At 61.4% G+C, this 23,008-nt stretch carries 13 protein-coding genes; 8 read left to right on the top strand and 5 right to left on the bottom strand.

The window, feature by feature from the left end:
* Positions 1-45 precede the first annotated feature (45 nt).
* The 4 genes from KW840_RS15140 (at position 46) to KW840_RS15125 (ending at position 7,865) form a co-directional block, all read left to right on the top strand.
* Positions 46-3,153 carry an efflux RND transporter permease subunit gene (locus tag KW840_RS15140; RefSeq protein ID WP_090455060.1) on the top strand — a complete coding sequence of 1,036 codons (3,108 nt, stop codon included), beginning with the start codon at positions 46-48 and terminating at the stop codon, positions 3,151-3,153.
* On the top strand, positions 3,150-4,631 hold the full coding sequence (locus tag KW840_RS15135) for an efflux transporter outer membrane subunit (RefSeq protein WP_057714969.1): 1,482 nt from the start codon (positions 3,150-3,152) through the stop codon (positions 4,629-4,631). The genes KW840_RS15140 and KW840_RS15135 overlap by 4 nt, the downstream gene beginning before the upstream one ends.
* 284 nt (positions 4,632-4,915) lie before the next feature.
* Entirely contained in the window at positions 4,916-7,033 is a 2,118-nt protein-coding gene (locus tag KW840_RS15130; protein WP_218496003.1) for a bifunctional diguanylate cyclase/phosphodiesterase, read from the top strand.
* 85 nt (positions 7,034-7,118) lie between these two features.
* Positions 7,119-7,865, top strand: coding sequence for an SDR family oxidoreductase (locus tag KW840_RS15125; RefSeq protein ID WP_218496002.1), 747 nt, complete (start codon positions 7,119-7,121; stop codon positions 7,863-7,865).
* Between the two features lie 150 nt (positions 7,866-8,015).
* Here KW840_RS15125 and mapR read toward each other — a convergent pair whose 3' ends face one another.
* From mapR to KW840_RS15110, 3 genes are all read right to left on the bottom strand, one after another.
* Positions 8,016-9,425 (bottom strand): GntR family transcriptional regulator MpaR, encoded by a 1,410-nt coding sequence (gene mapR, locus KW840_RS15120; protein WP_218496000.1) that lies wholly within the window; start codon positions 9,423-9,425, stop codon positions 8,016-8,018.
* 179 nt (positions 9,426-9,604) lie between these two features.
* Positions 9,605-11,017: a cytochrome c oxidase accessory protein CcoG gene (gene ccoG, locus KW840_RS15115; RefSeq protein ID WP_218495998.1), complete on the bottom strand. Its 1,413-nt coding sequence runs from the start codon at positions 11,015-11,017 to the stop codon at positions 9,605-9,607.
* A 195-nt stretch (positions 11,018-11,212) separates the two neighbouring features.
* The gene (locus KW840_RS15110; protein WP_057714965.1) at positions 11,213-11,446 is read right to left on the bottom strand and encodes a DUF3203 family protein; all 234 of its coding nucleotides are present in this window, start codon (positions 11,444-11,446) and stop codon (positions 11,213-11,215) included.
* A gap of 121 nt (positions 11,447-11,567) precedes the next feature.
* Between KW840_RS15110 and KW840_RS15105 the strand changes: the two genes are divergently transcribed.
* The gene (locus KW840_RS15105; protein ID WP_057714964.1) at positions 11,568-12,065 is read left to right on the top strand and encodes an MgtC/SapB family protein; all 498 of its coding nucleotides are present in this window, start codon (positions 11,568-11,570) and stop codon (positions 12,063-12,065) included.
* 37 nt (positions 12,066-12,102) lie between these two features.
* Here the strand turns inward: KW840_RS15105 and KW840_RS15100 are convergent, their stop codons facing one another.
* Positions 12,103-12,270 carry a hypothetical protein gene (locus tag KW840_RS15100; protein ID WP_167362862.1) on the bottom strand — a complete coding sequence of 56 codons (168 nt, stop codon included), beginning with the start codon at positions 12,268-12,270 and terminating at the stop codon, positions 12,103-12,105.
* A gap of 215 nt (positions 12,271-12,485) precedes the next feature.
* Here KW840_RS15100 and KW840_RS15095 point away from each other — a divergent pair, with 215 nt between their 5' ends.
* The 3 genes from KW840_RS15095 (at position 12,486) to glgB (ending at position 20,223) form a co-directional block, all read left to right on the top strand.
* Positions 12,486-14,480 (top strand): alpha-1,4-glucan--maltose-1-phosphate maltosyltransferase, encoded by a 1,995-nt coding sequence (locus KW840_RS15095; protein WP_218495996.1) that lies wholly within the window; start codon positions 12,486-12,488, stop codon positions 14,478-14,480.
* A gap of 167 nt (positions 14,481-14,647) precedes the next feature.
* Positions 14,648-17,989: a maltose alpha-D-glucosyltransferase gene (treS, locus tag KW840_RS15090; protein WP_218495992.1), complete on the top strand. Its 3,342-nt coding sequence runs from the start codon at positions 14,648-14,650 to the stop codon at positions 17,987-17,989.
* 2 nt (positions 17,990-17,991) lie between these two features.
* A complete protein-coding gene (gene glgB, locus KW840_RS15085) occupies positions 17,992-20,223 on the top strand; it encodes a 1,4-alpha-glucan branching protein GlgB (protein WP_218495989.1) in 2,232 nt (743 codons plus the stop codon).
* Positions 20,224-20,398: 175 nt separating this feature from the next.
* Here the strand turns inward: glgB and KW840_RS15080 are convergent, their stop codons facing one another.
* Positions 20,399-22,987: an autotransporter outer membrane beta-barrel domain-containing protein gene (locus KW840_RS15080; protein ID WP_218495986.1), complete on the bottom strand. Its 2,589-nt coding sequence runs from the start codon at positions 22,985-22,987 to the stop codon at positions 20,399-20,401.
* Between the last annotated feature and the right edge of the window lie 21 nt (positions 22,988-23,008).

Here is a 23,008-nt window from a genome sequence, read left to right as displayed (position 1 = left end):
AGGGGGGCAGCAGGGCTCGTGGGTTGGTGCGGGGGGCAATCATCGATGAACCTTTCAGGACCTTTCATCAAGCGCCCGGTCGCGACCATGCTGCTGAGCCTGGCGATCATGCTGCTGGGCGGCGTGAGCTTCGGTTTGCTGCCCGTGTCGCCCCTGCCGCAAATGGACTTTCCGGTGATCGTGGTCCAGGCCAGCCTGCCCGGGGCCAGCCCCGAGGTGATGGCGTCGACCGTGGCCACGCCTTTGGAGCGCTCCTTCGGCAGCATTGCCGGGGTCAACACCATGAGCAGCCGGTCCAGCCAGGGTTCGACCCGGGTGATCCTGCAATTCGACCTGGACCGCGACATCAACGGCGCGGCGCGGGAAGTGCAGGCAGCGATCAACGCCTCGCGCACCCTGCTGCCGAGCGGGATGCGCAGCATGCCGACCTACAAGAAGGTCAACCCGTCCCAGGCGCCGATCATGGTGCTGTCGCTGACGTCGGACGTGCTGGAAAAAGGCCAGCTCTATGACCTGGCATCGACCATCCTGTCCCAGAGCCTGTCCCAGGTGCAGGGTGTCGGCGAGGTGCAAATCGGCGGCAGTTCGTTGCCGGCGGTACGTATCGAGCTTGAACCGCAGTCATTGAACCAGTACGGCGTGGCCCTGGACGATGTGCGCAACACCATCGCCAATGCCAACGTGCGCCGGCCCAAGGGCTCGGTGGAAGACGATCAGCGGCTGTGGCAGGTCCAGGCCAACGATCAGCTGGAAAAAGCCAAGGACTACGAGTCGCTGATCATCCACTACAACGGCGGCGCGGCCCTGCGCCTGAAGGATGTGGCCAAGGTCAGCGATGGCGTCGAGGACCGTTACAACAGCGGTTTCTTCAACGACGACGCGGCAGTGCTGCTGGTGATCAACCGCCAGGCCGGTGCGAACATCATCGAGACGGTCAACGAGATCAAGGCCCAGCTGCCGGCGTTGCAGGCGGTGCTGCCGGCCAGCGTCAAGCTGAACCTGGCCATGGACCGCTCGCCGGTGATCAAGGCCACGCTGCACGAGGCGGAAATGACCCTGCTGATCGCCGTGGCGCTGGTGATCCTGGTGGTGTTCCTGTTCCTCGGTAACTTCCGTGCCTCGCTGATCCCGACCCTGGCGGTGCCGGTGTCGCTGGTCGGTACCTTTGCCGTGATGTACCTCTACGGTTTTTCGCTGAACAACCTGTCGCTGATGGCGCTGATCCTGGCCACCGGGCTGGTGGTGGACGATGCCATCGTGGTGCTGGAGAACATTTCCCGGCACATCGACGAAGGCGTGCGGCCGATGAGGGCCGCGTACCTCGGCGCCCAGGAAGTCGGTTTTACCTTGCTGTCGATGAACGTGTCGCTGGTGGCGGTGTTCCTGTCGATCCTGTTCATGGGCGGGATCATCGAAAGCCTGTTCCGCGAATTCTCCATCACCCTGGCGGCGGCCATCGTGGTCTCGCTGGTGGTGTCGTTGACCCTGACCCCGATGCTCTGCGCTCGCTGGCTCAAGCCGCACACGCCGGGGCAGGAGAACCGCCTGCAACGCTGGAGCCGGCGGACCAACGACTGGATGGTCGGCAAATACGCCACCAGTCTCGACTGGGTGCTGCGCCACAAGCGCCTGACCTTGCTCAGCCTGTTCGTGACAATCGGCGTGAACATTGCGTTGTATGTTGTTGTTCCTAAAACATTTTTACCACAGCAAGATACCGGTCAGCTGATCGGTTTCGTGCGCGGCGACGACGGCCTGTCGTTCAGTGTGATGCAGCCGAAGATGGAGATTTTCCGTCGGGCGGTGTTGAAGGATGAGGCGGTAGAAAGCGTCGCCGGGTTCATTGGCGGCAATAACGGCACCAACAACGCCTTCATGCTGGTGCGCCTCAAGCCGATCAAGGAGCGCAGCATTTCCGCGCAGAAAGTCATCGAACGCCTGCGCAAGGAAATGCCCAAGGTTCCCGGGGCACAACTGATGCTCATGGCGGACCAGGACCTGCAATTCGGTGGTGGCCGTGAGCAGACCACCTCGCAATACTCGTACATCCTGCAGAGCGGGGATCTGGGGGCATTGCGCGAGTGGTATCCGAAAGTCGTCACCGCGCTCAGGGCCTTGCCGGAGCTGACGGCGATCGATGCGCGGGAAGGCCGGGGCGCCCGCCAAGTGACCCTGATCGTCGACCGTGACCAGGCCAAGCGTCTGGGTGTCGACATGGACATGGTCACGGCGGTGCTGAACAACGCCTACAGTCAGCGGCAGATTTCGACCATCTACGACAGTCTTAACCAGTATCAGGTGGTGATGGAGGTCAATCCGAAATACGCCCAGGACCCGATCACCCTCACGCAAGTCCAGGTGATCACCGCTGACGGCGCGCGAATCCCGCTGTCGACCATCGCCCATTACGAAAACAGCCTGGAAAACGACCGGGTCAGCCACGAAGGCCAGTTTGCTTCGGAGAGCATTGCCTTCGACATGGCCGAAGGCGTGACCGTGGAGCAGGGCGGTGCCGCCATCGAGCGGGCGATTGCCAAGGTCGGCCTGCCGGAAGACGTGATCGCGAAAATGGCCGGCACAGCCAACGCTTTCGCGGCGACCCAAAAAAGTCAGCCGTGGATGATTCTGGGGGCGCTGGTGGCGGTGTATCTGGTCTTGGGTGTGCTGTACGAAAGCTACATTCACCCGCTGACGATTCTCTCGACCCTGCCGTCGGCCGGGGTCGGCGCGTTGCTGTCGATCTATGCGCTGGGTGGCGAGTTCAGCCTGATTTCGTTACTGGGGCTGTTTCTGCTGATCGGCGTGGTGAAGAAAAACGCGATCCTGATGATCGACCTGGCGTTGCAACTGGAACGAAACCAGGGCATGGCACCGCTGGAATCGATCCGCAGCGCCTGCCTGCAACGTTTGCGACCTATCCTGATGACCACCCTGGCGGCGATCCTCGGTGCCTTGCCGTTGCTGCTGAGCCGCGCCGAAGGGGCGGAAATGCGCCAGCCGCTGGGCCTGACCATCATCGGCGGGCTGATCTTCAGCCAGGTACTGACGCTTTACACCACCCCGGTGGTTTACCTCTATCTCGACAACCTGCGCCATCGCTTCAATAAATGGCGCGGGGTGCGTACTGATGTTGCTCTGGAAACTCCGCTATGACTGACCGTTCGCTTTTCAACCTGGCTGCACCGCTGATCACGGCTCGAGGCTCGCGCCTGTTGAGCCTGTCACTGTGCGTGGCGATGCTCAGTGCCTGCGCCGTCGGCCCGGATTACCAGCGCCCGCAAACCGCGGAGCCTGCGCAGTACAAGGCAGCGGAGGGCTGGCGTCAGGCCAACCCGAGTGATGCCCTGGCGCGTGGCGCGTGGTGGGAGTTGTATGGCGACCGGCAGCTCAACGACCTGATCGAAAAACTCAACAGCGCCAACCAGACCGTCGCCCAGTCCGAAGCGCAGTACCGCCAGGCCCAGGCCTTGGTGCGCAGTGCACGCGGGGCGTTTTTCCCGACGGTGGACCTGAACGTCAGCAAGAACCGTTCAAGCCAGGGCACCGGCAGCAGCAGTTCCAGCCTGAGCAGTTCGTCCAGCGGTATTCGCGACACGTACTCGGCCCAGGCGGGCGTCAGTTGGGAAGCGGACGTATGGGGCAAGCTGCGCCGAGGCCTCGAAGCCGACACCGCCAATGCCCAGGCAAGCTTTGCCGATCTGGCGGCCATGCGCCTGAGTCAACAGTCGGAGCTGGTGCAGAATTACCTGCAACTGCGCGTGATCGATGGCCAGAAACGCTTGCTCCAGGACACGGTCGAGGCATATCAGCGTTCGTTGAAGATGACCGAAAACCAGTACCGCGCAGGCGTATCGGGCAAGGACGCGGTGGCCCAGGCCCAGACACAGCTCAAAAGCACCGAAGCCGATATGATCGACCTGATCTGGCAACGCGCCCAGTTGGAGAACGCCATCGCTGTGCTGATCGGCCTGCCGCCGGCCGAGTTCAGCCTGGCGCAAAGCCAGGACATCCCGCAATTGCCGCAAGTACCGCTGGCGCTGCCTTCGCAGTTGCTGGAGCGTCGCCCGGACATCGCTTCGGCCGAGCGCTCGGTGATGGCCGCCAACGCCAACATCGGTGTGGCCAAGGCTGCCTATTACCCGGACCTGACCCTGAGCTTGAACGGTGGTTACAGCAGCAGTACCTCGAAAGACTTGTTCAGCCTGCCGAACCGCTTCTGGTCGGTCGGACCGCAATTGGCCATGACCCTGTTCGACGGTGGCCAGCGCTCGGCGGAAGTCGACCGCAGTGAAGCGGCCTATGACGAAACGGTGGCCAAGTACCGCCAGACCGTACTGGACGGATTCCGCGAAGTGGAAAACTACCTGGTGCAGCTCAAGGTGCTTGAGGATGAAGCCGTCGTGCGCCAACAGGCACTGGATGCCGCCCGTGAATCATTGCGCCTGACCCAGAATCAGTACAAGGCCGGTTTGATCGCGTACATCGATGTGGTGGTGACCCAGGCGGCGGCACTGAACAATGAACGCAGCAACCTGGACCTGTTGCAAAGCCGCCTGATAGCCAGTGTGCAGTTGATTGCCGCGTTGGGGGGTGGCTGGGACGGGCAGCTTGAGGTGAGCGAAAACCGATAGCGTAATCCCTGTGGGAGCGAGCTTGCTCGCGATGGCTGCGTCACATTCAGCATGGATGTTGCCTGACCCACCGCTATCGCGAGCAAGCTCGCTCCCACAGGTTTTGTCAGGTGCCGGCAGCTTGAAGCAAGTTAATGTAAAACCTTAAAACAAGCGTTTCATCGGACTGATGGCCCTTTGCTCATTTTGTGAGTGCGTTCTCATTTGGAATCAGTACAATCGCCGCATTTGCCCCCACCCGAGAATGAAAGCCATTAACAAGGGGGCTTTCGCGAGAAGTCTCCATGCTCATCGGCAGCTATTCCCCCACCCTGGTCATCATTTCGCTCTGTGTAGCGATTCTCGCCTCATACACCGCATTGGACCTGACCGGACGCATTGCCACCGCCAAAGGCCGCGCCGTGCATTTGTGGACTGCGGGCGGGGCCGTTGCCATGGGCATCGGCATCTGGTCGATGCACTTTATCGGCATGCTCGCGTTCAAGTTGCCGATCGACCTGGGGTACGACGGGACCATCACCCTGTTGTCGTTGCTGATCGGCGTGCTCTCCAGCGGTTTTGCGCTGTGGCTGGTCAGCCAGCCGCAATTGCCGGCCTGGCAACTGGCCTTTGGCGCGTTGGTCATGGGCGCCGGCATCAGCGCGATGCACTACACCGGCATGGCCGCCATGCGCATGCAACCGGGCATCGACTATGACCCGACGCTGTTCGGCGCCTCGCTGCTGATCGCTGTCGGTGCTTCGGGCGCAGCATTGTGGATCGCTTTCCATCTGCGCCAGCACACGCCTTATGTCCGTCTGATCCGTGGTGGCGCCGCCGTGATCATGGGCATCGCCATCGTCGGCATGCACTACACCGGGATGGCCGCCGCACGCTTTGCCGACGGCAGTTTTTGTGGCGCGGCGGTCAATGGATTGAGCGGCAATGGCCTGGACAACCTGGTGCTGATCACCACGTTGGCGGTGCTGAGCATTGCCCTGCTGACCTCGATCCTCGATGCACGCCTGGAGGCTCGCACCGCGAGCCTGGCCCAGTCGCTGACCGAGGCCAACCGTGAACTGACCCAATTGGCCCTGCACGACACCCTCACCGGATTGCCGAACCGGACGTTGCTCGCCGATCGAATCGATCAGGCCATGTCGCGGGTCCGGGAAGAAGGGGGGTGCTTTGCCCTGATGTTCATCGATCTGGACGGCTTCAAACCGGTCAACGATGCCTTCGGCCACCACATGGGTGATCTGTTGTTGCGCGAAGTGGCCCTGCGCCTGCGCGAAGACTTGCGCAGCCAGGACACCCTGGCACGGATCGGCGGCGATGAGTTCGTGTTGCTGGTGCAATTGAGCGAACAGAACGACGCCTTGAACCTGGCGGCCCGTCAGGTCGGGTTGATCGCGCGCGCGTTCCGGGTTGTCGAACATGATTTGCACATTTCCGCCAGCGTCGGCATCGCGCTCTACCCGGGTAACGGGCAGTCCGCCCACGAACTGCTGATGAACGCCGACGCGGCGATGTACCACGCCAAGGGCGCGGGTAAAAACGGCTACAGCTTTTTCGATGTCTCGATGAACAACAACGCCCGCAAACAGCTGCAATTGCTGCAGGATCTGCGCAATGCCGTGGAACAGCAGGAATTCAGCCTGCATTACCAGCCCAAGTTCGACGCCGCCAATGGCCGACCAGTGGGCGCCGAGGCCTTGTTGCGCTGGGAACACCCGACTCAAGGAATGCTGTTGCCGGACAAATTCATCGAGCTGGCGGAAAAAACCGGGCTGATCATTCCGATCGGCGAGTGGGTGCTCAACGAAGCCTGCCGTCAGATGCGCGAGTGGTACGTGCTGGGCTACACCGACTGGCGCATCGCGGTGAACCTTTCGGCCATTCAGTTTTGCCATGCCGGGCTGGTCCAGAGTGTTGCCAAGGCGCTGGCGACGCACCATCTGCCACCCAACAGTCTGACCCTGGAAATCACCGAAACCACCGCCATGAGCGATGCCGATGCGAGCATGACGGTGCTGCAGGAACTGTCGGAAATGGGTGTCGACCTGTCCATCGACGATTTTGGTACCGGCTATTCGAGCTTGATGTACCTCAAACGCCTGCCGGCCAACGAGCTGAAGATCGATCGCGGTTTTGTCCGGGACCTGGAGCGCGACAGCGATGACGCCGCCATCGTTTCGGCCATCGTTGCCCTCGGTCAGGCGCTGGGGTTGCGCATCGTCGCCGAAGGCGTGGAAACCGGTGTGCAGCAGGACTTCCTGACTCAGCTCGGCTGCGATTCGTTGCAGGGTTACCTGCTGGGGCATCCGCTGCCGGCCGCAGGCTTCATGGTGGAAATCCATCGAGGGGAGCAGTTGGTCGAGCAGTTGAAAGCCAGTGCCAGGCGCGAGATGTCGATGACATGACAGCTGATGTGAAGCCATGCAAAAACCGCCAATGGCGGTTATTCTTGCCCCCGACCGCTTAAGCTTTGATTGGGGGAAAGCTCGCATGGACAAAGTCATCGTCATCACCGGCGGTAGCCGCGGCATCGGTGCCGCCACCGCTCTGTTGGCCGCCGCGCAGGGCTATCGGATCTGCATCAACTATCAGGCGGACGAACGGTCTGCATTCGGCGTGCTGGAGCAAGTCCGCGCCCTCGGTGCGCAAGCCATTGCGGTACGGGCCGACGTCAGCATCGAAGACGAAGTGATCGCGCTGTTCAATCGGGTGGACAGTGAACTGGGGCGGGTCACCGCGCTGGTGAACAACGCCGGCACCGTCGGGCAGAAGTCCCGGGTCGACGAGATGTCCGAGTTCCGCATTCTCAAAATCATGAAAACCAACGTCCTGGCGCCGATGCTCTGTGCCAAGCACGCGATCCTGCGCATGTCGCCCAGGCACGGCGGGCAGGGCGGCAGCATCGTCAACGTATCGTCGGTCGCCTCGCGTTTGGGATCGCCCAACGAGTACGTGGATTACGCAGCGTCCAAAGGCGCGCTGGACACCTTCACCATCGGCCTGTCCAAGGAAGTGGCGGGTGAGGGGATTCGGGTCAACGCCGTGCGTCCGGGTTACATCTACACCGATTTCCATGCCTTGAGCGGCGATCCGGATCGGGTCAGCAAGCTGGAATCGGCGATCCCGATGGCGCGGGGCGGGCGTCCGGATGAAGTGGCGGAGGCGATTGTCTGGTTGTTGTCGGACAAGGCTTCCTATGCGACGGGGACTTTTGTTGATCTTGGTGGTGGGCGTTAGTTCCTGAGACAAGCGTTGTCTGCGCTGGCCTCATCGCGAGCAAGCTCGCTCCCACAGTGGATCTCAAGTGCTCACAAATCTTGTGTGTACAGAGAAACCTGTGGGAGCGAGCTTGCTCGCGATAGCAATTTATAAAACGACATGGCGCTGTCAGAACGACCGCACAATCCGCCCCAACGTCTCCATCGCCTTCTCCGAGTCCTCGGTCCACGGGCTGCCGTAATTCAACCGAATACAATTCCTGAAGCGCTGGGTCGGTGAAAAGATCGGCCCCGGTGCAATGCTGATGCCTTGCGCCAATGCCATCTGGAACAATTTCAACGAATCCATCTGCTGTGGTAATTCCAGCCACAGAAAGTACCCGCCGGCCGGTTGGCTGACCCGCGTCTGCGCCGGGAAATAGCGGGCGATGGCGGCGAGCATGGCGCTTTGCTGGTCTTCCAGGGCGTGGCGCAATTTACGCAGGTGCCGGTCGTAGCCGCCGTGTTGCAGGTAATCGGCGATTGCCGCCTGGGCCGGCATCGAGGCGCACAGCGAGGTCATGAGTTTCAGCCGTTCGATCTTTTGCGCAAAACGCCCGGCAGCCACCCAGCCGATGCGGTAGCCAGGGGCCAGGCTCTTGGCGAATGAACCACAGTGCATCACCAGGCCTTCGGTATCAAAGGCCTTGGCCGGTTTCGGTGCTTGCTGGCCGTAATAGAGTTCGGCGTAGACATCGTCTTCGATCAGCGGCACGTGGTGGCGCCGCAACAACTCCACAAGCTGCTGTTTCTTGGCCTCGGGCAGGGTCGCGCCCATGGGGTTCTGGAAACTGGTCATGCACCAGCAGGCCTTGATCGGATGCCGCTCCAGGGTTTGCTCGAGCACGCCGAGGTCGATGCCATCGCGCGGGTGCACGGGAATTTCCACGGCCTTGAGTTTCAGGCGTTCGAGTACTTGCAGACAGGCGTAGAACGCCGGGGCTTCGATGGCCACCAGATCGCCGGGTTCGGTCACCGCTTGCAGGCAAAGGTTCAAGGCTTCGAGGGCGCCGTTGGTGATCAGCAGTTCCTCCATGGGCAACATCAGCCCGCCGACCATATAGCGCAGGGCGATTTGCCGGCGCAGTTGCGGGTTGCCCGGTGACATGTCGGTGACCACCATGCGCGGATCCATGTCGCGGCTGGCGCTGGCCAGAGAGCGGGACAAACGTTGCAGGGGAAACAGCGTCGGGCTGGGGAACGCCGAGCCGAAGGGCACGGTGTTCGGGTCCTTGATCGAGTCGAGCACCGAAAACACCAGTTCGCTGACGTCTACTTCCGTCGACTCGTTGACCTCATTGCTGATCACCGGCTCGGAAAACGGCCGGGGTGCGTGGGCGTTGACGAAATAGCCGGAGCGCGGCCGAGCGCGGATCAGGCCGCGACGCTCCAGCAGGTAATAGGCCTGGAACACCGTCGACGGGCTGACCCCGTAGGTCTGGCTGGCGTAGCGCACCGACGGCACCCGCTGGCCGGGACCCAGGACGCCGGAGCGGATCAGTTCTGCGATGTCGTCGGCGAATTTTTCGTAGCGTTTCATCGGTGTCCCGCAATGGAGTCTGTTCGATTAATTGTGGCGAGGGGGCTTGCCCCCGTTGGACTGCGCAGCAGTCCCATTTTGGGGCCGCTTCGCGACCCAACGGGGGCAAGCCCCCTCGCCACAGTGGATTGCATTGCCAAAACAAGACTGCACTTCACAAAGGTCAGCATCTTAAAGGCTCAGCGATTCATTGGCGCCACAAACCGGCTCTTCGCCACGCTGTAGACGCCAGGCTCATCGCTGTCGACCACCTTGAAGCCGATGCTCTGTGAACTGCTGGCCGGACGCTCCGTGAGCATCGCCACCGACACCGGCACATCGACAATTTCGCCCGGCGCCAGGCTGAATTCGGTCCTGCCCTGCAACTGGAAATCATCGGCATCCACCAGGCTCAATTGATAGTCCTGACGCTGCTGGGTTTTGTTGATCACCTTCAGACTGTAGATGTTTTCGATCTGCCCCTGGCTGTTCTCGCGGAACAGGCCCCGGTCCTTGCTGACATCAAGGGCCACCATCGGTCGTTCCACCAGCGCCATCACCAGGGCTGCGATCATCACCAGCAGCACGGCGGTGTAGCCGACAAGACGTGGGCGCAGCAGGTGCGTCTTGCCACCCTGCAACTGATGCTCGGAGGTGTAGCTGATCAACCCTGGGGCGTAGCCCATTTTGTCCATGATCGAGTCACAGGCGTCGATGCACGCCGCACAACCGATACATTCCATCTGCAAGCCGTCGCGGATATCGATGCCGGTGGGACAGACCTGTACGCACAGCTGGCAGTCGATGCAATCACCCAGCCCGACCTCGGCCGGTTTGACTTCGCGCTTGCGTGGGCCACGACTCTCGCCACGGGCCGCGTCGTAGGAAATGGTCAGGGTGTCCTTGTCGAACATCACGCTCTGGAACCGCGCGTAGGGACACATGTGCATGCACACCGCTTCACGCAGCCAACCGGCATTGATGTACGTGGCGCCGGTGAAAAACAGCACCCAGAACAGGCTGACGCCACTCATCTGGAAGGTCAGCAGCTCTTCGGCCAACGGCCGGATCGGCGTGAAGTAGCCGACGAAGGTCAGGCCGGTCAGCAGGCTGATGGCCAACCACAAGGTGTGCTTGGCCGCGCGACGCATCAGCTTGTTCAGGCCCCACGGCGCGGCTTGCAACTTGATCCGCTGGTTGCGTTCGCCTTCGGTGATCTTCTCGCACCACATGAAGATCCAGGTCCATGAACTTTGTGGGCAGGTGTAGCCGCACCAGACCCGGCCCGCGAACACGGTGATCGCAAACAGGCCGAACGCGGCAATGATCAACAACGCCGAGAGCAGGATGAAATCCTGCGGCCAGAAGGTCGCGCCGAAGATATGGAACTTGCTTTGCGAAAGATCCCAGAGCACCGCCTGGCGGCCGCTCCAGTTCAGCCACACGGTGCCGAAAAACAGCACAAACAGAAAACCCGCGCCGCTGATGCGCAGGTTGCGGAACAGCCCGGTGAAGCTGCGGGTGTGGATCAGGTTGTCGCTGGATTTGGCCTTCATCTTGGGGCGCGAAGGCTCGAATGTTTCTACGGTTCGGACGGGGATTCTTTCGCTCATGGTCTTTCGCTCATCAGCCTCCATCAGGCACGAGTACTATGAGCGGCGATCTGTTTGCATAACAGACTCAGGTATTGCATTAAAAAGCGGATCAGATGGTCGTGTTTGCACGGACTGCGACAACTTGAAGCAGCCGACGCTGCGGGGTCCATGGGGCTTTGCAAAACAGCGGCGGCAAGTGCGGATCAAACCCGGTCAAATCACCGAACCACTGTCGGTAGCTTTCAGGTGCCGGCGTCCATCCACCGCGCCTGCGACGGTCAAGGCGTCGGCCTCGGCTTCCGTGATGTAGATGCGCTCGCCTTCGATGTCCACTGCCGACATGGCCATGGCACCGTCGGTGATGATGGTGACGTCGGGACACAGACGAATGAGTTCGCCATTTTCAGTGGTGAAAAAGCAGGTCTGGTTCTCGATGCGTACGGTCATGGCGGGATCCTTTTTTCAGTGGAAACTAAAGTTTCAGGCCGCAACCGCCGGTCATCGTTCTGTGCAACTGATTAATGGTCGCTGCGGTCCACCGTCCATGGCCCCTCACAAGGACAATCCCATGAACACTTGGTGGCACGAAGTCTGGGTGACGCTGCAAGGCGAGTTCGCCGACATTGGCGATGCCTCGCAATTGACGCGAGTGACCGTGCGCCTGTTGATGGCCGCGGTGTTGGGCGGAATTCTCGGGTTCGAGCGTGAACACCAGGGCAAGGCCGCCGGCGTGCGCACCCACATGCTGGTGGCGATGGGGGCGGCGCTGTTCGTGTTGGTGCCGCAGATGTCCGGCTCACAGGCCGATGCCATGAGCCGGGTGGTGCAGGGCGTGATTGCCGGGATCGGCTTCCTGGGGGCTGGCACTATCCTGAAAAACCGCGACGGCGATGAGGGGCACGTCAAGGGCCTGACCACCGCCGCCGGCCTGTGGATGACCGCCGCCATCGGCGTCGCGGCCGGGCTGGGCCGGGAGGCGACGGCGGTGTTCAGTACGTTGTTGGCGCTGGGAGTGTTCAGTGTGATGCCGGGGATTGTGAAACTGATCGACAAGGATCACCAATGAGATCGTTCCCCGTCAGTATGGGAGCGATCAACTGTCGTCATTCAGGGGGCACAATCACCGGCGGCATCGTCGTTGGCGGTTCTTCCCTTGGTGGCGGGTTCGTGCCGGGCGGATCCTGTTCGGGCACCGGTTGCGGATCGCTGGGTGGGATCACCGGGTTGTCGATGTTGGGATCGGGGGTTTCAGCCGGGAATGGATTGTTCATTGTTCAAGCCTCCAGTGGCACATGGCGTGAGTCGTGCTTAAGTAGGTGGACTGATTGGTTGACCGCAGCGCGAAGCACTTGATTCCGGGAATTGCCGATGAAACTTTCCCGGCGGTTGTCGCTCGGAACCTAAGTGAGTGCATCCCGGGGCGGATTGCCCGGCGGGGTGGCGACCAGACACAAGCGCGTCCATGGGGCGTAAGGAGAGAGGCTCGATGACGGCTGAAAAACCGACTGAGTTGAGCTACAACCCGCACATGCCGCTGTCGCAGGCGTTGTTGCTGCCGCGTATCGTCATTGAAAACATCATGCCGATCCTTGAAGGCGGACAATTCGCCGTCAAGGCCGTGGTGGGGCAGGACGTGGTGGTGACGGCCAAGGTCTTCGCCGACGGGCATGACAAGCTGGCGGTGCGCGTGCGCTGGCGGGCCGAGGACGAGGACGCCTGGCAAAGCGCGGCCATGAACGACCTGGGCAATAACGGCTGGCAAGGGCAGTTCCGGGTCGACAGCCAGGGCCGTTATCTGTTCTGTATCGAAGCCTGGATCGATCAGTTCGCCAGTTTTTGCCATGAGCTGGAAAAGAAGCATGCGGCAGCAGTGCCCGTCAGTCTGGAATTGCAGGAAGGGCGGATTCACGTCCAGCAGGCCGCCGAGCGTAGCGAAGGGCTACTCAGCGAGCAACTGGCGGCCTTGCACCATGAACTGTCAGGACTGCTCGAAACCGAGCAGGTCGCACTGTTTTTGCACCCCCGTAGCGCCGACCTCATGGCCCGCGTCAATCATCGCGCCTACCTGAGCCTGAGCCCGGAGTACCCGGTGGATGTCGAGCGCGAACTGGCGCAGTTCGCCAGCTGGTATGAATTGTTCCCGCGCTCGATCACCGACAGCCCGACGCGCCATGGCACCTTCAATGACGTGCATACGCGGCTGGCGATGATCCAGGACATGGGTTTCGATGTGCTGTATTTCCCGCCGATCCACCCGATCGGGCGCAGCTACCGCAAAGGCCCGAACAACTCGCTGACGGCGGGTCCCGATGATCCGGGCAGCCCCTATGCGATTGGTAGCGAGGAAGGCGGGCACGAGGCGATTCACTCGCAATTGGGTACCCGCGAAGACTTTCGCCGACTGGTGGCGGCCGCTGCGGCCCATGGTCTGGAAATCGCCCTGGATTTTGCCATCCAGTGTTCCCAGGACCATCCATGGCTCAAGCAACACCCCGGCTGGTTCAACTGGCGGCCGGACGGCACGATCAAATATGCCGAGAACCCACCGAAGAAATACCAGGACATCGTCAACGTCGACTTCTATACCCCCGAGGCGATTCCGAGCCTGTGGGTGGAACTGCGAGACATCGTGGTGGGCTGGGTCGAGGAGGGCGTGAAGATCTTTCGCGTCGATAATCCGCACACCAAGCCGTTGCCGTTCTGGCAATGGCTGATCGCCGATGTACGGGCGCTGTACCCCGAGGTGATCTTCCTCGCCGAAGCCTTTACCACCCCGGCAATGATGGCGCGCCTGGGCAAGGTCGGTTACTCCCAGAGCTATACCTATTTCACCTGGCGCAACACCAAGGCCGAACTGGCGACCTACTTCACCGAACTCAACGAGTCGCCGTGGCGAGAATGCTACCGGCCGAATTTTTTCGTCAATACACCGGACATCAACCCGGCGTTCCTCCACGAATCCGGGCGTCCCGGGTTTCTCATTCGCGCCGTGCTGGCGACCATGGGCTCGGGCCTTTGGGGCATGTATTCGGGTTTCGAGTTGTGCGAGTCGGCTCCGGTACCGGGTAAGGAGGAATACCTCGATTCCGAGAAGTATGAGATCCGCCCGCGGGACTTCAACGCGCCGGGCAACATCATTGCCGAGATCGCCCAGCTCAACCGCATCCGACGGCAGAACCCGGCGTTGCACACGCATCTGGGCCTGAAGGTCTACAACGCCTGGAACGACAACATCCTGTACTTCGGCAAGCGCAGCGCCGATGGAGGCAATTTCATTCTGGTGGCGGTCAGTCTCGATCCGCACAACGTGCAGGAAGCGAACTTCGAGTTGCCATTATGGGACATGGGCTTGCCTGACTACGCCAGCACCCAGGGCGAAGATTTAATGAATGGTCATCGCTGGACCTGGCACGGCAAGCAGCAGTTCATGCGGATCGACCCGGCGTATCAGCCGTTCGGGATTTGGAGGATAACTGTTTAAACGCAAAACCTGTGGGAGCGAGCTTGCTCGCGATAGCAATTTTGTGGGCAACCTCTTTATTGAATATTCAATTGTCATCGCGAGCAAGCTCGCTCCCACGTAGACCTCATTGCGTTTGACTCGAGTGACCAGCCCGGCGGAACTTTCGAATTCACCAGGAGTTGCACATGGCGAAGAAACCCAAGGCAGCCACGTTCATCAAGGACCCGCTCTGGTACAAGGACGCGGTGATCTATCAAGTCCACGTCAAATCGTATTTCGACTCCAACAACGACGGGATTGGCGACTTTCCCGGCCTCATCGCCAAGCTCGATTACATCGCCGACCTGGGCGTCAACACCATCTGGCTGTTGCCGTTCTACCCCTCGCCACGGCGCGATGACGGCTACGACATCGCCGAATACCGTGGCGTACACAGCGACTACGGCACCATGGCCGATGCCAGGCGCTTCATTGCCGAGGCGCACAAACGCGGCCTGCGGGTGATCACCGAACTGGTCATCAACCACACCTCCGACCAGCACCCGTGGTTCCAGCGGGCGCGCAAGGCCAAACCCGGATCGGCGGCGCGGGACTTCTACGTGTGGTCCGATGACGATGAAAAATACGATGGCACCCGCATCATCTTTCTCGATACAGAGAAGTCCAACTGGACCTGGGACCCGGTCGCCGGCCAATACTTCTGGCACCGTTTCTACTCCCACCAACCGGACCTGAACTTCGATAACCCGCAAGTCATGAAAGCGGTGCTGTCGGTGATGCGTTACTGGCTCGACATGGGCATCGACGGCTTGCGCCTGGACGCGATTCCCTACCTGATCGAGCGCGACGGCACCAACAATGAGAACTTGCCGGAAACCCACGACGTCCTGAAAAAGATCCGCGCGGAAATCGACGCCAACTACCCCGACCGCATGTTGCTGGCCGAGGCCAATCAGTGGCCGGAGGATACGCAGCTGTACTTCGGCGACACCGACAAGAAAGGCCTGAACGGCGATGAATGCCACATGGCCTTTCACTTCCCGTTGATGCCGCGCATGTATATGGCGCTGGCCCAGGAAGATCGTTTCCCGATTACCGACATTCTGCGCCAGACCCCGGATATACCCGCCAACTGCCAATGGGCAATCTTCCTGCGCAACCACGATGAGCTGACCCTGGAGATGGTCACCGACAAGGAACGCGATTACCTGTGGAATTACTATGCCGCCGACCGCCGGGCGCGGATCAACCTGGGGATTCGTCGGCGTCTGGCGCCGCTGATGGAACGCGACCGCCGTCGGGTCGAGTTGCTTAACAGCCTGCTGCTGTCCATGCCCGGCACGCCGACCCTGTATTACGGCGATGAGATCGGCATGGGCGACAACATCTACCTCGGCGACCGCGACGGTGTGCGTACGCCGATGCAATGGTCCATCGACCGCAACGGCGGTTTCTCCCGAGCCGACCCGGCGAGTCTGGTGCTGCCGCCGATCATGGACCCGCAATACGGCTACCTGTCGGTCAACGTCGAAACCCAGGCTGGCGACCCGCATTCGCTATTGAACTGGACCCGGCGCATGCTTGCCGTGCGCAAGCATTCCAAGGCCTTCGGGCGCGGTACGTTGAAGATGCTGTCGCCCAGCAACCGGCGGATTCTGGCCTACACCCGTGAATACACCGGGGTGGACGGCAAACACGAAATCATTCTGTGCGTGGCCAACGTGTCGCGCAGCGCCCAGGCCGCCGAGCTGGATCTGTCGGCCTACGTCGGCATGGTGCCGGTGGAAATGCTCGGGGGTAACGCATTCCCGCCCATTGGCCAGCTGAATTTCCTCCTCACGCTGGCGCCTTACGGCTTTTACTGGTTCGGCCTCGCCGCGGAAAATCAGATGCCGAGCTGGCACGTGGAGCCTGCACAGAGCCTGCCGGACTTCACCACGCTGGTGCTGAAAAAACGCATGGAGGAACTGCTCGAAGCGCCGTCACGCACCACGCTGGAGCAAAGCATCCTGCCCAACTGGTTGCAGAACCGCCGCTGGTTTGCGGGTAAGGACGCCGCCATCGAACAGGTCGAACTGGCCTATGGCGTGCGATTCGGCGATCCGCAGCACCCGGTACTGTTCAGCGAGATCAATGTCACCAGCGGTGACCAGAGCAGCCGCTACCAGTTGCCGTTCGGTTTTATCTCGGAAGATCAGGTCGGTACTCCCTTGCCGCAGCAATTGGCATTGTCGCGGGTACGGCGTGGGCGCCAGGTCGGCCTGATCACCGATGCCTTCAGCCTGGACACCTTTGTGCATGCCGTATTGCAGGGCATTCAGGCCGGCACCGTATTGGCCTCCAGCGATGGCGACATTCGCTTCGAGTCCACCGCCGAACTGGAAAAACTCGGCCTCAATGCCGAGTCGCCAGTGCGTTACCTGTCTGCCGAACAGTCCAACAGCTCGGTGGTGATCGGCAACAGCCTGGTACTGAAGCTGATCCGCAAGGTCGCCTGCGGCGTGCACCCTGAGCTGGAAATGAGCGCGTACCTGACGCAAGCCGGGTTCAGCAATATTTCACCATTGCTGGGGGCCGTGGTGCGCCGGGACGGGGCGGGGGAAGATAATTTGCTGATGATCGCCCAAGGCTACCTGAGCAATCAGGGCGACGCCTGGGAATGGACCCAGAACAACCTCGAACGGGCGCTTCGTGATGAATTGGCCGACGCCGTGTCCGAGCAGGAACAGCATTACAACGCGCTCGGCGAACTGAAAGATTTCGCCGCTATGCTTGGTCAGCGTCTGGGGGAAATGCACCAGGTGCTGGCGACGCCGAGTGCCAACCCGGACTTCTTGCCCCAGGTCACTACGCAGAAGGAGGCGCTGGCCTCGGCCAAGGATGTCGCGGCGCAAATCGAGCGCGCGCTGAACTTGCTCAAGCAGCATAAAAATCAACTTGACCCGGCGGACCAGACCCTGGTCGGCCGTTTACTGGACAACAAGAAAGCCATCCTCGGCCATGTACAGGCGTTGGGCAAAAAGACCGCGGGCGGCTTGCGCATTCGTGTGCACGGCGACCTGCACCTGGGGCAGGTGCTGGTGATCAAGGGCGATGCCTACCTGATCGACTTCGAAGGCGAACCGGCCCGGCCATTGCATGAACGACGGGGCAAACACAGCCCGTACAAGGATGTCAGCGGCGTGCTGCGGTCCTTCGACTATGCGGCGGCGATGGCGATCAACGTGCAGAGCGTCGATAACACCGCAGCGGCCGATGCCGCGCGCTTGCGGGTCACCGATCGCTACTTGAGCGAGGCGCGGCAAGCATTTGTCGACGCTTATCGGCTGGCGGCAGCTAGTCTTGCCCATGCATGGCAAGATCCCGAAGGCGAGGATGCCGCGCTGGCGTTGTTCGGTCTGGAGAAGGCGGCGTATGAAGTGGCTTATGAGGCGGAAAATCGCCCCGCCTGGTTGCCCGTGCCGTTACACGGTTTATATGGATTATTGAGTGGGCTTAAACCCTTTTCCGATCTTGATGGAGAGTAGTCATGAGTGTCTCGAACAAGGAACAGGGTCATCACAAAGAAGCGCTGCTGCCCAAGGCGCGGGATATCGACGCATTGGTGCGCGCCGAGCATATCGATCCTTTTGCGATTCTTGGCCCCCACGCTGATGGCGCTGGCGGGCAATTCATTCGCGCGTATCTGCCGGGTGCCTTGAGTGTGCAGGTGCTGGCCAGGGATACCGGACAAGAGCTCGGCCAACTTGAGGCCACAGAGACGCCGGGATTGTTTGTCGGGCATTTCGAACGTGCGCAAGCGTATCTGCTGCGTACCCGTTGGGCCGGCGGCGAGCAAACGGCAGAAGATCCTTACAGCTTCGGTCCGTTGTTGGGCGAAATGGATTTGTATCTGTTTGCCGAAGGCAATCACCGCGACCTCAGCGGGTGCCTGGGCGCGCAACTGAAAACCGTGGACGGCATCGACGGCGTGCGTTTCGCCGTGTGGGCGCCGAATGCCCGGCGGGTGTCGGTGGTCGGTGATTTCAACGTCTGGGACGGGCGCCGGCACCCGATGCGCCTGCGTCACCCCACAGGCGTCTGGGAATTGTTCATCCCGCGCCTGCAAGCCGGGGACACCTACAAATACGAGATTCTCGGCGCCCACGGCATCCTGCCGTTGAAGGCCGATCCCGTGGCGTTGGCCACCAGCCTGCCACCGGACACCGCCTCGAAAGTCGCTTCACCCTTGAACATCGACTGGCAGGATCAGGACTGGATGATGACCCGTGGTGACCGCCAGCGGGTGATGGCGCCGTTGTCGATCTACGAATTGCACGCCGGCTCGTGGCAATGCGAGCTGGACGATCTGGGCGAAGTGGCCCGCCAGTACACTTGGCCCGAGTTGACCGAGCGGCTGATTCCCTATGTCAAAGACCTCGGTTTCACCCACATCGAACTGATGCCGATCATGGAGCACCCGTTCGGCGGCTCGTGGGGTTATCAGTTGTTGTCGCAATTCGCGCCGAGTGCGCGGTATGGCACGCCGGACGAGTTCGCCGCGTTCATCAACGCCTGCCACCAGGCCGAACTCGGGGTGATTCTCGATTGGGTGCCGGCGCATTTCCCCACCGATACCCACGGCCTGGCCCAGTTCGACGGCACGGCGCTGTACGAGTACGGCAACCCGCAGGAAGGTTTCCATCAGGACTGGGACACGCTGATCTACAACCTGGGTCGCACCGAAGTGCATGGTTACATGCTGGCGTCGGCGCTGCACTGGCTCAAGCATTTCCACGTCGACGGCCTGCGGGTCGATGCGGTGGCCTCGATGCTCTACCGCGACTACTCGCGCAAGGCCGGCGAGTGGGTGCCGAACCGCCATGGCGGGCGGGAGAACCTGGAAGCCATCGACTTCCTGCGTCACCTCAATGACGTGGTGGCCCTCGAAGCGCCCGGTGCGCTGGTGATCGCCGAGGAATCCACCGCATGGCCCGGTGTAAGCCAGGGCACGCAACAGGGCGGCCTGGGCTTTGCCTACAAATGGAACATGGGCTGGATGCACGACTCGCTGCATTACATCCAGCAGGACCCGGTGTACCGCGCCCATCACCACAACGAACTGAGTTTCGGCCTGGTGTATGCGTGGTCCGAGCGCTTCATCCTGCCGATCTCCCACGATGAAGTGGTGCACGGCAAACACTCGCTGATCGACAAGATGCCCGGCGACCGCTGGCAGAAATTCGCCAACCTGCGGGCTTACCTGAGTTTCATGTGGGCGCATCCGGGCAAGAAACTGCTGTTCATGGGCTGCGAGTTCGGCCAGTGGCGCGAGTGGAACCATGACCAGCAACTGGACTGGTACCTGCTGCAATACCCCGAGCACCAGGGGGTGCAGAAACTGGTGGCCGACCTCAACCGCTTGTACCGCGAAGAGCCGGCGCTGCATGAGCAGGACGACGTGCCGCAGGGTTTCCAATGGCTGATCGGCGATGACGCGATCAACAGCGTTTATGCGTGGTTGCGCTGGAGCAAGGATGGCGAACCGGTGCTGGTGGTGGCCAACTTTACGCCAGTACCACGCGAGGCTTATCGCGTCGGGGTGCCGTTTGCCGGGCAGTGGAACGAGGTGCTCAACAGCGACTCGTCCATCTATGCCGGTTCCAACTACGGCAACAGTGGCGGGGCGGTTGCCGAGGAAACGCCGAGCCATGGCCAGGCGTTGTCGCTGGTGCTGAATTTGCCGCCGTTGGCGGTGTTGATGTTAAGGCCGCAGGGCTGATCCAGAGCCGCGTTGCTGCCTTTCGCGAGCAGGCTCGCTCCCACATTGGATGACTGTGGGAGCTGGTTTGCTCGCGAAGGGGCCAGCCTGGTCAAAACATCTTTTGAAGTATTCCCTCACCAGCGCAACCGTACACCCAGGCTGCCAATCAACCCGTTAGCGTGGTTGTCTTTCATCACCACTCCACCCGGACCCCCAGGTTACCGAACGTTTTCCGTTGTTGGTTGCTGTCGATATTGCTGGTGTAGTCGAGTCCGGCGTACATGCTGACCGAGGCCGCAACGCTCAGCACCATGCCGATACCGAGGTCGGCGGACGAGGTGCGTTGTTGGGTTTCGATCTGATCGAGATGGTCAAAGGTGACCGTATCCGTACCCGTAAAGGTGTGCCAGATGTTGGCCCGCAGATAGGGTTCCACCGGCCGCCCGCCGACCTCGTAACGACCCTTCAGGCGTGCGCCGACGCGGCCAGTCCACGCACTGTCGGAATCGAACGATACATGGGAAACGCCGTCGTCCTGACTGTCGAGTTTGACCTTCTGGTAAATCGCCTGGGCCTGGGGTTCGACCACCCAGTTACCGGCCACCGGGATCGGGTAGCCGACTTCTGCCGATAACGTCGTTACGTGCCCGTCATTGTCGATCTTCAGTCCACTTTCGGAACGGTTGTCGCCATTGAGCCAGGTGTACATGGCCACGGTATCGAGATACGCGCCGGCGGGGTCGGTCAGGGTCCAGTAAACGCCAAGGCTGTCGCCTTTCAACTCGACGTTGCCGGAGCGCTTGCCTTCGAAGCCCTGATTGAAACCGTCGACATCGCCTTGCAAGCGGCTATGGCCGATGAAGAAACCGCTGCGCTGGGTTTGCCCACCCGCCAACGCTGAGCCGAACAGATCATTGCCGACCTGAAAGCCATTGAGCGAGCCGTCCAGTCTTGGCGTAACGGTGCCGGCCCAGGTCTGCTCGAGGTTCTTGCCGTAGACCCGGCCCCAACCTGCACTGAGCGCACCGGTTTGCGTCAGCAGGCGCTGATCGCCCTGACGGTCATGGAAGGTGCCCAAAGCGGTAAGGCCCAATTGTGCTGCCGCCGGCGGCACCACCGACCAGGTTGGCACCGCCTCGCGATACAGGGGGATTGGTGCGGCGCCGGGTACGGCAGCCGGCAACACCGGGGCTTCGACCGTTGCCACCCCTTCAGCCGTTGTGGCCACAACCACTGGTGCAGCCACCGGCACTGCCACGATGGGCACCAGCGTCGGCGGCAAGGCGGGATCAGGGTTGGCGACGGCTACCACTGGCGGTGCCACCACAGAGGAGCGCAAATACCAGCTGTTTTCGCTGCCCGGTGTGATACCGCCTTTGAACAGGCGGTAATCGAAGGCGCCAACCGACACCGGGGCTTTGAGGGCGAACGCGCTGTTGTCGCTGACTGCCGTGCCTTGGGCCTGTACCAACTGGATACCGTTTTGCCGGGTCAGGGCACCCGCGCCGCCAACATTGGTGACGCTGATCAGGGTGTTGCCGGTCAATGTCCCGTTGTTGACCACCAGCTTGTCGCTGGGAGAACTGTCATCGCCCACGGCGCTTTGCAACAGCAATTGGCCGCCATTACCTACGTAGTTGCCTTCAACCGTCAGGCTGTCATTGGTGCGCGAGTTGCCACGAGTGAGGTCGATGACCCCGCTGTTGTTCAAGGTCGCGAGCCGGCCCGCGGTCAATGGCGTGATGCTGCCCTGCACCGACGTCAGCGTACTGCTGCCATCAACATTGAACACGCCGGTGCCCGTGGTGCTGTCCCCCAGTTGAAAAGTGCCATCGAGATCAAAGCGCGAGCCGTTGCCGAGGTTGACCGTTTCCCAGTGGATATACCGGGCGGCGCCGGACGAGGTGGTGTGATCGAAGGTCAGCAGGTCATTGCCGACACCGCCATCGATGCTCGGGGTGAGGGCCAGGGTGCTTTCGCTGAGGTTGCGCAGGGTGGCGCTGTCGTTGCCTGCCTCCAGCAGGATTTGCGAGCGGATGATCCCGTCGCCGTCCCACACCAGGGTGTCATCGCCATTGCCGGCGCGGATCTCGCCGACGATTTCGCCACCGGTGACTGTGATGCTGTCGTTGCCGTTGCTGACACTGATGTTGCCGCCGATACGGCCCCCGGAAACGATGATGGTATCGGTGCCTAGACCTGTCACCAGGTTGGCGAGGATCTGCCCGCCGGACATATCGAAAATATTTTTATCGAGCTTCATGTCGACCCGGCCGATGGTGCCGCCTGTCATCCTGGCGATGTCGCCGTCCTCGAAGGCGCGAACGATGGTGCCGCCGGTCATCAGGAAGGTGTCGCGGCCGTCGCCCTGGGCCAGGGACTGAAGGGTCCCGCCAGACATGCTGAAGTTATCGATGCCATTGCCCTGGCTGACCGCGCCGGTGACTTGCCCGGCGCTGATCGTGAAACTATCCGCCCCCTCGCCCTGATCCACAGCGCCGGCCACGGTACCGGACGCCATGTTCACCGTGTCGGCGCCGGCGCCGAAGGTCAGGTTGCCGTTGATCCTGCCGGTGCTGTTGGCAGGAAAGGTCAGGGTGTTATTACCGGACAAGTCGGTCAACGGCCCACTGGTGGCGCTGTCGCAGACGAAGTTGTCGTTACCGGCGGTGGGGGTGAGTGTGCAGGCGGCGTCGGCAGCCTGGGGCCAGTTCGTGCATAACCAGATCGAGAACAGGCAGGCGCTGAAACGGTATTTGGGCAGATCTGTCGAAAACTCCATGGTTGCCTCCGCGATGGGATC

The sequence above is a fragment of the Pseudomonas sp. PDM30 genome, from assembly GCF_019218985.1.
GTDB classification, from domain to species: domain Bacteria; phylum Pseudomonadota; class Gammaproteobacteria; order Pseudomonadales; family Pseudomonadaceae; genus Aquipseudomonas; species Aquipseudomonas jessenii.
This window is presented reverse-complemented; position numbering and strand designations above follow the sequence as displayed.